Here is a 13,402-nt window from a genome sequence, read left to right on the forward strand (position 1 = left end):
CCGGTTAGCTTGCCGCTGCCTCCAGCTTTCGCGAGGGTTCAGTGACCCGCATCCGCTCGTCCAGAAGCCGATTGGCCAGAAGATACCGGATGTGGCCGATACGCTGGAAGCGCGGTCCTTCGAATTCCTCGAGAGTGACATTGGACTTGCCGTAGGCCTGGTAAAGTTGCTCGGCGCCCTTGCGCGCATCCCACTGCGGCTTGAAGGCAGGAAGGGAGCGCGCGATCTTGCCGAAGTCGACGCGGTAGGACCGCTTATCGGGTCCAGCATCCGACGCGAATTCAAGCCGGCAGCCCGGCACGACTTTGGCTACAATCTCGGCTATGTCGCGGATCCTGTAATTGTGGTCCGTTTGTCCCACATTGAAGGCCTCGTTATGGACGACCTCGCGCGGCGCTTCCAGTCCGGCGATGAACGCCCTGGAAATGTCCTCGATGTGGACGATCGGCCGCCACGGTGTCCCGTCCGACTTCAGGAGGATCACGCCTTTGGTGACGGCCCAGGCGACCAGATTGTTCAGCACGATGTCGAAGCGGAGCCGGGGGGACACGCCGTAGGCGGTGGCGGGCCGGAAATAGGTCGGAGAGAAGCTGCTGTCGGCCAATTCCGAGATATCCCGCTCCGAAAGCACCTTGGACCAGCCGTAGGGCGTGACCGGGTTCAGCTCGCCCGTTTCATCGACCATCCCCTCGCCCGCCTGGCCGTAATTGCTGCACGACGAGGCGAAGAGGAAGCGCGACACGCCGGCCTCCTTGGCCGCCTTCGCGAAACGAACGCTGCCCTTGTGATTGATCTCGTAGGTGATATCCGGATCGAGGTCGGACAGCGGGTCGTTGGAAAGAGCCGCCAGGTGGATGACGGCATCGAAACCCTCAAGGTCGCGCGCATGCACGTCCCTGACGTCCTTTTGGATGGAGGGAACGGAAGCCTGCTCTCCGCCCGAAGCAAAGGTGCAGCGCCGGTAGAGATCGCTGTCGTAACCCGTAACCGAATGCCCCGCGCGGAGCAGCATAGGCACCATCACCGAGCCGATATAGCCTTGATGGCCCGTTACCATGACTTTCATCGCACACCTTTCCCCAACGGATATGATCGCGCAGAGGCTACTTGGGCTGAAAACAGTGAGGGAGAACGCCAATAGGCGATCAGGATGGCCCGTTGGACGAAGCCTTGCCGGGCGCTACCTCTTTCGGGTGGTGCGCGCCTAATCCTTTCGGCGATCGGCATGAGCCGGATCCACCCCAGTTGGCGAACGCCGCTGCCTCGCCTTGCTGTCTCGGCGCACACCTGGCCTTCGCAGACTGCGCGCAGCTTGTGCACGGCGTTGGCCTTGCTCCATAGGACCCTAAGGCGTGAGTTCCAGAATCCAGTCCGGGTAGCCGCGGCTGTTTAGCTCTGGCGGCTTGAAAGCTGTGCGCTCCGCCTTGAAAGGGGAACCTTCGACATCCGTCAATTCCCCGCTTGTGGGATCGCGCCAGCGGGCGTGGACGATAGTCTCCGAAAGCTGCGCGAGGTCGACGGTGACGGCCTCGTTGCTGGGCATGTAGACGACGGCGTAGGAGCCGTCCTTGGCCATCGCGGCGACCGCCCTCCCCATGTCCTTGCCCATGCCATCGACAAGTAATCTGTTCTTGCTGTCGGGTTCGAGCAGCCACCATTTTATCGACGAGATGAAGGCTATAAGCACCTCCATGCTCTTTGCGCCGGGACTGTCGAGGGCCTCCTTCCACTCCATGGTCTGCCGATGGAGGCCGGGCCCCTCGAAATGCCATATCGGGTTGTTGCCATAGAGATGCCCGAATGCGCCCGAGAGGATCGCCTGGTAAGCCTGGACGCGGATCCGGTACTCGTCGGCATCGTATTCGAATTCGTAGGCAGTCTCGATCAGGAAGAAAGGCATACCCCTGGCGAGATCGTACTCCCTGATCGCTGCCGTATAGACCGGGCCATAGGTGAAGACGTTGTTCACCTTCAGCCAGGTTTCCTGACCCCAGAAATCGAGCGGCGCTGTATCGGAATGGCCATGGAAAGTGCTGAGAGCATCGGGGTCCTCGTCCATGATGCCTTTGGCGAGAGCCCTGACCAGATCCTTGTCCGCAGGATTGTAGTCGCCGCCGTTGACCCACATGATGTTATCGAAGCGTCGGTAGCGACGTCCAACAAAATGGCCATAGGCCGCAAGCTCCCCTGCCCCTGCAGCCGCCATTTCCTGATACCAGCCGTCACCGCCACCGCCATATCCGAGATATGCCGGAGCGAGCAGCACCAGGAAACCAAGATCGCAAGCCCTCTGCAGGATGCGATCGGCATGGGCGAAGTATGCCTCGTTGGGAACAACGAAATCTTGGTTGTCGGCGAATGGTCTGTCGCCATACGCGTCTGCAGGCGCGTTGCGGGAAAATCGGTGCTCGATGAGGTTGACCAGCACGGTGTTGAACCCGCGAGCCTTGCGGTCCTCAAGGTAGAGGTAAGCGTCCTCGTCCGTCAGGTCGCCGATCAGCGACCAGGGCGAGTCTCCGTGCATGAAGAACGGATGACCTTCCCTGTCGACCGGGTAGTTTTTTCCGGATTCGATCCGCAGAGGAAACTTTGTCCCGCCAGAACGCTCACAGGCCAAGCTTCCGGTCGCCATAGCCGCCAAAAGGGCGCCGGCCATCAGAACAGATTGGAGGCGCACTGCCTTGACGCTCCTCTTGCTCACCCGGGGGGCGGCGCTGCGGACACTTCGCGGGTGGCAGCGTGTTGGGATCTGAATTCCGATGAATCGATGATGCCGAAGGCCAGGTCCTCGCGTGTCATGGTCCCCGCGCGCAGTTGCCGGGAATAGGTTTCTATCCCGTAATCGTCAGCGGGACGGTTGAGAAACAGCATGTAAAGGAACCCGATGTAGGCGCGGTCCGTAAGGCCAATCGTAGCATAGCTGGTCTGGAACTCGTCCGAGCGCATGAGTTCCACGGCCATTCCACCGATCGTCCTGTCCCCGCTTTCAAGAGCAGCCGACCACTGATCCACGCTTTCGGTGTCGCCCTCACGCCCAAGCACGAGGCAGTAGGCGAGGCTCGCCTGCCTCACATATACGGACTTGTTCGCGGCCGTCGCCTCTGGGTCGCACTCCCGATGCGGCTTGGGCAGCGGCTGCGGGCCGCGGGTGAAGTCACGCACCGTCTTGTAGGCGGGTTTCGGCTCGCCGACCCTCCATTTGCCTTCGGGTGCAGCGGTGAGCCTCACCAGTCCCATATTGGCTTCGAAGCCGGGGGCCCAGTAGGTCTCATCGAACAGTTCGTAGATTTGCGCGGCCTCGACCTTGTACTTCTCGTTGAGCTCGCGAAGCCGCGTCATTGTCTGCTTGATACCATCGGCCTGCTGCCGCTCGCCGCGCTGACTTCCATTGGGACTGTTGAATTCGGTGACCCAGATCGGCTTGCCGTATGCCGAGATTTCGCGGAAAGCCCATTCCGGGTCGTCGCCGTACATGTGCCAGACCGAGATGTCCCAGGCGATCCCGTCCTGCTTCATCCGCGCGAACGCGCCGGTGTGGCCCCATCCGGCGGTGCCAATCGCCTTCCTGATGCCTGGATCGACCTCTGTCATGCCGTCGGACAGACCTTTGAGGACGGCGCTCACCTTCACCCAGCGCGGGCCGTAGTAATCGAGCGCTCCCGTTCCTCCTGCGGGTCCCCATTCACATGGATATTGCGAGCCGTCGTCGCGTTTCTCGCAGGGCTTGATGATGGCGTAGTTCTCCATTTCGTTGCCAAGTTCCCAAACGCGGATATCGCTCTTGAACCTGGTGCCAAGGGCGATCGCCAGTTTCCGGGTCTTCCCGTAGAGCTCTTCCGGAGTATCCTTGTCCAGGTCGATGCCCGCGGGGGTGATCAAAGGCAGGATCTCGATCCCTCTGGTCTTTCCGGCGTCGACAAGGGCGGCAAGCGTATCTGCGTTGTCTTCGCTGGTTATGTTGACCCTGTATGATTTCAGGCCGAGATTCTTGACGAAGTCGAGCTGCAACTCAACCGGGATGCCCGGATAGGCGGTTATCGGATGGCCGTTGACGCCCCAGAGGACTTCTGCGGAAGCAGGCGCAACGGTCACCAGCAGGCAGGCCGCAGCGGTTGCGAAACGAAAGGACATGGCAACAGCCTCCGCTGCCCGATTTCAAATTCAGCCCGGATTGTCCGGCATGTGATCGGGGGAAGCAATTTGCTCATACGGGTGAACAGGGTACTTACACTACCCCTTTCGGAGACGGCTCCTTAGGCCCGTGTCGTCAACGGACAGCCGCCGGTTGGATTACCTTGGCAAACTGCCAGCCTCCAGCGGCGGCGGCCTCCGCTGAAGTATTGGGACCTTCCGTACCAGCTCCAGAATTGGCTTTTCCACATAGAGATGCGTCAGAACACCGACAATAAGGCACAAGCATATGATCATAGGAGCGAAGGAAACCTGCGATACTCCCCCAACGAATGTCGCCTTGATTAGCCAGCCATACCCCAGCATGACAAAGATGTGGGTCAGGTAGATGGCATAAGATGCATCCCCAAGCAGGATCACTCCCCGGCCGGCCTTCGATCGCGGTCGCTTGGTCTTGAGGAAGGCCCCCACTATCAACGTTGCTGGAAGGCCCCATGCGATGACCCGCAATATGGCTGTATCGCCGGGATGGCTAACGAAGACTGGAGAAACAATTATCAAGAAAAACCCGAGCGCGCCGAGTGCCGGCGGATATTCCCATTTACTTCTTGAGATAAACAATAGCGCTATGGCAATACCGAAGCAAAACTCAAGCACGATAGGGCTAGAGATAAATTCAGAAAAACTCGAATCCTGAATCCAACGCCCCAACACAATTCCGCAGATCATAAGTAAAACTGTCGAGATGGACGTTTGAATAAGCTTCCCAAAAATGAGACATATCGCGAATGCGACATAAAAATACATCTCATACGAAAGCGTCCATGCGACAAATATTAATTTGTCTCCTGGAAGCAAAAATATGGAATTTAATATTGAAAACTCGCCTATGTTTTTGTGCTTCAAAAACCCAACCAACGATATCGCCAGTATCCCAGCGCTGCAGATCCAATACAACGGGAATATTCTTCTCGCCCGTTTGATCATGAAACGCCCAGGTGTATCCGCAGCCCGACCAGGCGGAAAGCTCACATACACCATGATGAAACCGCTAATTACGAAGAAAAGATCTACGCCTGCCGCACCGAAGGTCGCCATCCAAACCGGGCTGAACCGCCCAGCTTCCGATCCATCGGACATGTCGAGGGTGTGGCGAATGACGACGCCCGAGGCTGCGATCGCACGGAGCATTTGCAGTCCATACAGTTCGCGATCCTGCTGGTCCATCCCATCCGGTCCTATGAGAAAGAGGGGTCACTGACCCTACGTCTAACCGGCCTTAATACAAGGCATCCCTCCGACGTGGCCCTACTACGTCCGACGAATGATCCCTGCTTGCTCGTTCGGCAAATATTCCGCCAACCGACCGCCCCGGCGACTTCAGCCGCTGGCGGGCCGGCTCAGGCGCAGACGGAGCACTTGGGTTTGCGCTACCGCTTTAGGCGGCTGTATTCCTCGCCTATTGGACGCCATGACTTTCGACTGGGTTTGTCCGACTATCCGTCGGGACGCAGGCGGCGGGTCGCCTCGGTCGGGAAGGTACACGCATGCTTTCGGTAAAACGCGCATTGCTGATGAGCGTGGGCGAACGCTACGTGCTGCTCGTGACGAACTTTGCCACTGCAGCCTTGGTTTCCCGGATATTGACGCCCAAGGAGATCGGGGTGTCGGTGATCGCCATGGCCATCATGGCGATGGCCCTGTCCCTAAGGGAGTTCTCCAGTGCGAGCTTCCTCATCCAGCGCGAGGAACTCAGCCGTGAAGATATCCGCGGCGCCTCTACGGTAATGTTCATCCTCACCGGGGTCATCGCCGTCGCTCTCGTCGTCGTTTCCCCTCTTCTGGCCTCGTTCTACAGCGAGCCGACCCTCATCCCCTACTTCAGGGTTGTCGCGGCCTGTCTCTTTCTCGACACCTCTTTGACGCTGATAACCGCTCTGCTGCGGAGGGAAATGTCCTTCGGCAAGGTTGCGGCCATCGACATAGTGGCAGCGGTCACGAATTCCGCGGCCACGATCATCCTGGCACTGGCGGGCTTCAGCTACATGAGTTTCGTCTGGGCGTGGTTGATCGGCAGCGGTCTTGCCGCAGGCCTCGCCTTCGCCCTATGGCCCCATTTCTGGATGTTCAAACCGTCCCTCGCCAACTGGCGAGGAATGGTTTTGTTCGGCGGATACAACGGCGCCATTGCCATTCTTTTCCGCATCTTTGATGCGCTGCCCCTACTCCTGCTCGGCCGCTTCATATCGCCGAATGCTGCAGCCTTGTTCAGCAGGACGCTCTGGATCGGCCAGATCCCCGACAAGCTGGTTATCGGAGGCGCCATGGCGGTCGTGCTGCCCGCCTTTTCGGCCGAGGTCAGGCAAGGCAGGGATTTGAAACGTCCCTATCTATCCGCACTTTCCCTCATCACCGCGCTCCACTGGCCGGCGCTCCTCGTGCTGTCGGTTTTGGCGTACCCGACCGTGAACATCGTGCTCGGCCACCAGTGGACCGAGGTCGCACCGCTCGTGCAAATCGTCGCAATCGCGTTGCTGTTCTCCTTCAGTTTCGAACTCAATTACCCCGTAATGGTTGCGATGGGGGCGATCCGCGACTTGTACATCCGCGCGCTGATCGCCTTCCCAATTTCGGGCATTCTCCTCGCCGCAGCCATTGTCTTCGGCGGATTGCAGGCAGCCGCCTGGTGCATGCTAGTGACTGTTCCCTTCCAGGCATATATTGCCCTGAGCTTCGTCCGGCGCAGCCTGGGACTTGGACGTATGGAGATCGCCGCAGCGCTTGGCAAAAGTGCTGTCGTTGCCTTCGCGAGCGCGGTGCCCCCCCTCGCAGCCGTGGGGATTTCCGGTTCCGGTTTCGACCTCTCCAATATGGAAGCCATTGTGGCGGGACTGTTGGCGTTCGGGGGATGGTCGGCTGGATTGATCATCACCCGGCATCCCCTGCTCGATGAGATCATCAAGATTTTCCCGGGACTCCGGCGGGCACGGGTTTCGGTAGGTTGATACCGAAACTTATCCGAGATCCCGCGCCACCAACTCGCGGCAAGTCGACGGGAGGACTGCTCAGACGGAGGGCCCCGGAAGCTGTCCAATGAGCCTGGAAATTCTGATCCGATACGCTCTCCTGCGCAATCTGTTGACCTTGTAGGTTAACCCCAGATACGCAGGGGGAATATTCAGACCGAGTTCCCCGCAGTTGCAAGATATACGGCCGAGTACAGACCGTTCCTGGCTGTCGATGCGATGTGCCACCGCCGGCAGGAATTTCTCCGGCCCCGTATAGTGGCGGATCAACGCCCGATCCCAATAGCTTGTCTGGAATGCCGACTTCTGCACGTTGAACTCCACGGGAAGCGTCTCCCATGCACCTTGGGCCGCGATGTTGAAGGCGCATTGGTCGATATGGGTGCATGAGCCGTCCCAATAGGGACAGAAGTACGCGTGCGACTTTAGAGCGGACGAGAACCGTTCGGGAATTCCCGACCCAATCCATCGAGACACATCGATGGCCATAAAGCCGGAATTGAAGTAACGCCGTTCGAGGCCATGCTTGTCGCAGTTCTCAAAGAATGCGCGGTTGTCGAGACCTGTGCAGATGGAAAGGTCGGGCACGGCCGCGAGAGGTCGCGTCGTCGGGGCGGCAGCTGCCAGATCAAGAGGCCGCACGGCCAGTGTATCATTGTCGAGGTAACAGACGACATCGTGATCGCCCGAGACGGCGGCGATCGCTGCGGTTTTTTCATAGGCAGTCGATGTTATGTGGCCATGACCGGGTAAACCCCGGTCGACCGTCGGAAGGCTGTGGGTCGCCAGCCGATGACCCTTCGCCTGGAGGATCCTGAGCACCGTCGGCGGGGGGGCCGAGCTGAACCCCGATTGCACGATATGGATGTCTATCCCCCGTGCATGATTTAATCCCAACGCCACCGCGCTGGCATAGGTGAGGTCATCACGCTTGCCGTCGGTCAGGTAAACGACCCCGATGCGCTTTTCGGTCATGCGTTATCCTCTACACGGACGGCATCCGATCCGAGGCTGAACCAGCGTGATGGCAGCCACATGGCCGGTCACATCGTTTCTCAATGCCGGCTCCAGGCCTCCGCCAGGCGCGTGCGGATGTGGCCTAGCGGATTGGGCATATGGGCCAGGTAGTCTACAGGCGGAATGTAGGCCAAGCTTGGCGAGAGCTGAGCCGCAAATTTAAGCAGATCAAGACCGGCTGCTCGCTCACCGCGCGCGATGTGTGAAAGGCCGGACCAGTATGCGCGCTTTCCGAGGTTTCGGTAAACGCCCCTGCGCAACCGTTCCACCCCGGGCACGGAGGCTGCCTCGTGCGAGAAAAAACTATCGAAGGTGAGTTTCTTCTCGATCATGTCCCGCTTGAAGTCCTGCCAGAATATGGCGGATAGATTCGCGCCGTGCACGCGCCGTATTCCGTGAATCGCCTTTGTCAGCGCTGCTCTCCGGCCCAGCGAGAGCCGCAGGAACATTTCCAAGTCCTCGCTGAACGATATCTCCGGCCTGAAATGGCCAACCCGTTTGAGGTCGGCGGTTCTCATCACCGCTGCGCCGCCTCCAAACAACACCTTGCTGGGAAGCGACCGTTCCAGGGCGAACGATTCCATGGACAGAAATCGCCAGTCATGTGCGTCTGAATTCTCCACGGCCGGGAAGGGCCGGTCCTCATGCCAAACCAGTTCGCCTCCACACGCAAAGGAAACATCGGGTTCCCGCTCAAGAACCGACAGGGCACGTTTAAAACAACCCTCGACGAGTAGATCGTCGGCACAAAGTATCACAAAATACTTCGAGACGGCCCAATCGATGCCCTCATTGCAGGATGCGTGCAACCCGAGATTTTTTTTGCGTGCGATAACCGTTACCCGCCTGTCATGGCTTGCCAGTTCATTTGCAACATCGACACTGTCGTCGGTTGACGCATTGTCAACGATCAGAATCCTGATGTCTTCTACTTTCTGGCGCACGATGCTCTGGACGGACTGAGGCAAGTAGCGCCCGTAGCAGTAATTTGGAATCACAACGTCGATTAGTGGCATTGATCAACCTTCACGAATTTGTTGAACGTGGGAGCATCTGCTCATCTGTTTCACCAAGACGGCGATCCGACCTTCGGTGTCGCTTTCATGGATTCTTGCGTCGTCCATGCCCGCCGCTCTCAGCTTCACGACAAGATCGGACGAGACACCGCATGGGCGAAAACTTGTGTTCGAAGAAGAACCTCCTGGTCCAAAAGTTGTTGCCGGTATCGCGAAACCGTTTCGCGAACTTCCTGCGCTCGCAATTCCCGCTCGGCAAGGAGTGCGTCCAGCCGCGACTCCAGCCATTCGACGCTGAAGGTTTCGACGCTGGTGCAAAAGGCCGATAGACCGGTGTCGGCAGCAAGTGCGTCGTGCTTTTCGAGGTATCCGAGAGATATGACAGGGAGCCCGACCCGCAAGGCGCAAACAACATTGTGAAATCGGGTGGCGACCACGACGTCAGTCGTCTGCATTTGCGCCATGACGTCGTGCAGCGATGCAGACCGACTGAAAACCACCCGGGCCAAATCAGCGTCGGACAGCCGGCCGCGGAGTCGCTCGATGAGATCGACCACCGCAACCTCGTCATTGTCCTGGCCCAGGATAAGTCGAATGTCGAAGCCTCGTGTCACAGTGCGTGCGACAAACTCCGCGAGCTTGGCAAGGTACGTCTCATAGATCGAGTCATCTCCACCCGTGCGACCGCGGTAGTTCATCACGCCCACGCCAACAACAGTGGTCTCGGAGACCTCACGCTCGACGTTCAGGATTGGTAGTCCGAAAGCAAGATCGGGAAAAACCCGGTCGTTCGCAACATCAACCCCGAGGCTTCCGACGAATTCGCGTGAAATCCTATCGCGAAACGAACGATATGACGCGCAGCGGGCAGTCCAGGCGAAGAACACGCGACTGAGGGGGTGGTAAGCAGGCCCGGCGCCGATGCTCGCAAATGCGACCACACAGCCCCTTAGCCGCGCCATCAGGAACCACTTAAGGAAAACGTAGGGCATTCCAAACGGAGTGTCGCCAAAATCATCGAAAGCGCCAGTTCCGGGCAGTATGACAGCATCAAAGCCACGAAGTTTGCGGAAGGCGCGGACCGGTCCCCACATTTTGTAGGGCACTCGACCGAGCATGCGGTTCGCCAAGTCGAGCCAACGCGACTTGATGGCCGGCCGCGTCAATCTGATGGTCTCCACGCCGAAGGCTTTCTCGACGGATTCGGGCCATGTGCAAATCACGGAAAGTTCGGCCTCGGGGCAAATCCGCCTGAGCGTGTCGATCATTGCCTCGAGTGAGCCGTCATTGCCGAAGTTGCCGACGCCAAACTGCCCTAACAGGCCAATCCGAATTCGCTTGGTGTTTGGCACTGCATGCGCGTGGTCGTAGCCATTGACCCATCGATGCGATCGGAGCTGAGGCTCAAGCACGGTTTCAGTTTGCGTTTTTTGGGACTGCATAAGAACCCGTGGCTTTCAAGTGAGTGATTGAGTGCAGTGCACTATAGAACCACCTGTCCGTTTCTTCGCCTCAACCTATGGGCTGAAGAACACCTCTTTTTGGGTGTGTCAGCGCCTGCGGGTGGCCGGGTGTCCGGCAATCGAAGCCTTGTCCGGCGGCGCACCTTATGAGGCTGATCTGCGCCCAAAAAGCCGGTTGACCCGACCCGCTGCGGGATACCATCGCCGCAAAAATCCGTCAGCTATGCGAGCCATGCAAGGTAACGGGCTAGCCGAGCATTTCAGCCAATGGGCTTTGTGCTGCGTCTGCGATCAGCAAATCGCTCCATTGCTGGAGAAACCGATCCTTGGTTGCAGCTGACGCCGTGTTGCGCAGCGAGCGGCTTGTTTCCGCCTTCTCCGCAGGGCTTCGGGAAAGTGCTTTTCGCATCGCGTCCGTGATCGCCGGCGGATCGTTCGGCGGCACCTGCAAGCATTGGCCTCCCACCGCCTCCACGAGCGCACTGTCCGCGGACACTATCGGCAGCAATCCCATGTAAGCCGCCTCCAGTGCCGGCATCCCGAAACCCTCGAGAAGGCTCGGCAGCACGAATGCCTCGGCGTTTGCATAGAGCCAGCGCAGCTGTGCATCGGGCACGTAGCCCATGAGCCTTACTCCGGCGATGGATCCCGCGAGCTCCGCAGTCTCTGCATGACCATCGCCGCGCGACCCACACAAGACGTATTCTATTCCCTCACGATGGAACCCACCGTCCCGATACGCCTTCAGGGCGGCGATCTGGTTCTTGCGGGTTTCGAAAGCGCCCACGGTAAGAAAATACCGACCGCTCAAGCCGGAGATTGCTTCCGCCGGGCCGTCAAACAGTTCGGTGCGCAGATACAGCGGGATTGTCGTCAGGAACCGGAAACCGGAGCCAAAAAGAGACTTGAATTGCTGTGCAGAGAAATTGCTGACGAAGACGACCCCCGGCTTGATGCGCCGGATCTTCTCGTAAGCGAGGTGGTAGTTGGCGCAAGTCCGTTCGCCGTAGAGGTCTTTGTGCGTCAGCGGACCGACATCGTGGCACAGGACGATATCATTCTCGGTCAGGCGTGACCTCAGGACGTAGAGCGGATCCAGGAACAGCCGGAAGCCACGCTCTTCGACCCCGTCACGGATCAGGAGAAACTCGCTGTCGCGGAGCCAGTTGATTTCCAGCATCATCAGCCGGGCGACTATCTTGCGGACAAGACCCTCGGGAGCGAAGGAACCGAGCCGCCAGTAGCGGACCCTGGCCTGGCTCGGGACAAATTCCCCGGTGAGGTCCTTGGCAATGTGGTAGGCGCCAGTCCTGTTCAGGATCGACAGGGAGTTGTCGAAAAGAAGCAAGCTGGCGGATGCCTGTCTGCTCGCGGCGCGTAGGTCGTGCGGGTCGGGCCGCTCGTTCATCGTGCTCTCCTGGAGATCAATCCTTGTACTGGCTGCCGGTCAATTGCCGTACTCCCCGAAATCGGCGTCGACCTGAACCATGAGTTCGAGGTATTTCCACGCTATCCACCGCCAGGAATAACTGCTCGCCCTCGCGTGCCCCTTGGTGACTAGCCGTTGCCGCAAGTCCGGGGCAAGCATCAGCAGGCGGATGGCTTCGGCCCATGACTGGACGTCGTCGGGATCGGCATAGAGGGCCGAATCCCCGCAGATTTCGGGAAGACACGGCGAGGTCGAGGCCACGACCGGGCAGCCCGAAGCCATCGCCTCGACAGCGGGCAGCCCGAAGCCCTCGATCCGTGACGGGAACAAGAAGCACAGGGCGCCTTCGAGCGCCTTCTTGAAGTCGTCATCCCCTATGCGGCCAGGGAGGATGATGTTTCCGGGCATTTCCGGGACGTACCTCAGGACCGTGGTCTCGTCGACATCGCCTGGCATCCAGAGGTCGAGACCCATCCCGTCGAGGAGTGGGGCCAGCCTGGCGAGAAGCCCCATGTTCTTGTATTCCTGGTCCCGCCTGCCAAGGCAAAGGACATACGGCCTGCCCCGGTCGACGACCAGAGACGATCTCGCGGCATCCCATCTCTTCGCATGGTCGCTGCCGTTGTAGGTGACGACGATGTTTTGCTGTGGCGCGATCCCGAAATCGACCAGATGGCTGCGCGAGAGTTGCGAGACCGTGGTGATGCGGGCGGCCCGCCTGCCGAGTGCCGGCAGGATCAGGCGGTGCGCCCACCGGAACCCCCGCGCGTAGCTCGACGGCATGAGCCTGGTGTGCATGTCGTGGATGCACGCGATCTGGCGCCTCAGCACGACCGGAGCAAGGTTGCAGAAGCTCAGCAATCCTCCGGGCACATGCCAGGGCAACTGCGCCTGCACCCAGAATTGGGGAAGTCGCGGCCTGTTGAATTCGGGAACGACACGCACGGAGATGGCATCGAGGCTGAGAGGTTCGGAAAGCGGGCGCGGCACCACGAGATCGATTTCCAGGTCGCGACCGAGGGGATGCCCTTCCGAAATGAGGGCGTCGAGAGCCAAGGTGACCTCGCGGGCGTAACGGGCCACTCCAGTCGGCCGAAGCGTCGTGAAGTCTCCGTTTATCGTCCAGCGTCGTCTCGGCGCTTCCGGGTCCACGCACACCGCAGCCGAATGCCCGATCAGGAATTCGGCGCCGTCGGCAGCAGATCTGGCCAGGGGTGTATCGGCTCGGTGTCCATTCACCCGTCTGACCCGTCGTGGTGGCGGCGACTCCGTCGTGTCGAACTCGAGTTTGCCCATGTCCCCCTTCCCCGGTCCTTCCCG

General features: G+C 59.5%; 10 protein-coding genes. 1 reads left to right on the plus strand and 9 read right to left on the minus strand.

The features are described from left to right. Positions 1–4: 4 nt before the first annotated feature. The 4 genes from AC1D2G_RS11560 to AC1D2G_RS11575 form a co-directional block, all read right to left on the minus strand. On the minus strand, positions 5–1,066 hold the full coding sequence (locus AC1D2G_RS11560; RefSeq protein WP_477414124.1) for an NAD-dependent epimerase/dehydratase family protein: 1,062 nt from the start codon (positions 1,064–1,066) through the stop codon (positions 5–7). Between the two features lie 279 nt (positions 1,067–1,345). Continuing rightward, entirely contained in the window at positions 1,346–2,656 is a 1,311-nt protein-coding gene (locus AC1D2G_RS11565) for a glycoside hydrolase family 140 protein (RefSeq protein ID WP_477414126.1), read from the minus strand. A gap of 41 nt (positions 2,657–2,697) precedes the next feature. After that, on the minus strand, positions 2,698–4,008 hold the full coding sequence (locus AC1D2G_RS11570) for a DUF4214 domain-containing protein (RefSeq protein ID WP_477414024.1): 1,311 nt from the start codon (positions 4,006–4,008) through the stop codon (positions 2,698–2,700). 282 nt (positions 4,009–4,290) lie between these two features. Further along, positions 4,291–5,358 (minus strand): acyltransferase family protein, encoded by a 1,068-nt coding sequence (locus AC1D2G_RS11575; protein WP_477414026.1) that lies wholly within the window; start codon positions 5,356–5,358, stop codon positions 4,291–4,293. A 320-nt stretch (positions 5,359–5,678) separates the two neighbouring features. Here AC1D2G_RS11575 and AC1D2G_RS11580 point away from each other — a divergent pair, with 320 nt between their 5' ends. Then, positions 5,679–7,136 (plus strand): oligosaccharide flippase family protein, encoded by a 1,458-nt coding sequence (locus tag AC1D2G_RS11580; RefSeq protein ID WP_477414028.1) that lies wholly within the window; start codon positions 5,679–5,681, stop codon positions 7,134–7,136. Positions 7,137–7,196: 60 nt separating this feature from the next. Here AC1D2G_RS11580 and AC1D2G_RS11585 read toward each other — a convergent pair whose 3' ends face one another. From AC1D2G_RS11585 to AC1D2G_RS11605, 5 genes are all read right to left on the minus strand, one after another. Continuing rightward, on the minus strand, positions 7,197–8,132 hold the full coding sequence (locus AC1D2G_RS11585; protein WP_095080638.1) for a glycosyltransferase family 8 protein: 936 nt from the start codon (positions 8,130–8,132) through the stop codon (positions 7,197–7,199). A gap of 80 nt (positions 8,133–8,212) precedes the next feature. After that, complete coding sequence (locus tag AC1D2G_RS11590) at positions 8,213–9,190, minus strand: glycosyltransferase family 2 protein (protein ID WP_477414030.1); 978 nt, start codon at positions 9,188–9,190, stop codon at positions 8,213–8,215. A 125-nt stretch (positions 9,191–9,315) separates the two neighbouring features. Beyond that, a complete protein-coding gene (locus tag AC1D2G_RS11595) occupies positions 9,316–10,632 on the minus strand; it encodes a polysaccharide pyruvyl transferase family protein (protein ID WP_477414032.1) in 1,317 nt (438 codons plus the stop codon). Positions 10,633–10,900: 268 nt separating this feature from the next. Then, the gene (locus AC1D2G_RS11600; RefSeq protein WP_477414034.1) at positions 10,901–12,061 is read right to left on the minus strand and encodes a glycosyltransferase; all 1,161 of its coding nucleotides are present in this window, start codon (positions 12,059–12,061) and stop codon (positions 10,901–10,903) included. 39 nt (positions 12,062–12,100) lie between these two features. Continuing rightward, a complete protein-coding gene (locus AC1D2G_RS11605; protein WP_477414036.1) occupies positions 12,101–13,378 on the minus strand; it encodes a glycosyltransferase family 4 protein in 1,278 nt (425 codons plus the stop codon). Positions 13,379–13,402 lie beyond the last annotated feature (24 nt).

The organism is Mesorhizobium sp. P2_C7 (genome assembly GCF_056404515.1).

Bases quoted from the DNA above. Each gene is read 5' to 3' on its own strand.
- AC1D2G_RS11560 (WP_477414124.1), bottom strand. From the start codon at position 1,066: ATGAAAGTCATGGTAACGGGCCATCAAGGCTATATCGGCTCGGTGATG.
- AC1D2G_RS11565 (WP_477414126.1), bottom strand. From the start codon at position 2,656: ATGGCCGGCGCCCTTTTGGCGGCTATGGCGACCGGAAGCTTGGCCTGT.
- AC1D2G_RS11575 (WP_477414026.1), bottom strand. From the start codon at position 5,358: ATGGACCAGCAGGATCGCGAACTGTATGGACTGCAAATGCTCCGTGCG.
- AC1D2G_RS11580 (WP_477414028.1), top strand. From the start codon at position 5,679: ATGCTTTCGGTAAAACGCGCATTGCTGATGAGCGTGGGCGAACGCTAC.
- AC1D2G_RS11585 (WP_095080638.1), bottom strand. From the start codon at position 8,132: ATGACCGAAAAGCGCATCGGGGTCGTTTACCTGACCGACGGCAAGCGT.
- AC1D2G_RS11590 (WP_477414030.1), bottom strand. From the start codon at position 9,190: ATGCCACTAATCGACGTTGTGATTCCAAATTACTGCTACGGGCGCTAC.
- AC1D2G_RS11595 (WP_477414032.1), bottom strand. From the start codon at position 10,632: ATGCAGTCCCAAAAAACGCAAACTGAAACCGTGCTTGAGCCTCAGCTC.
- AC1D2G_RS11600 (WP_477414034.1), bottom strand. From the start codon at position 12,061: ATGAACGAGCGGCCCGACCCGCACGACCTACGCGCCGCGAGCAGACAG.
- AC1D2G_RS11605 (WP_477414036.1), bottom strand. From the start codon at position 13,378: ATGGGCAAACTCGAGTTCGACACGACGGAGTCGCCGCCACCACGACGG.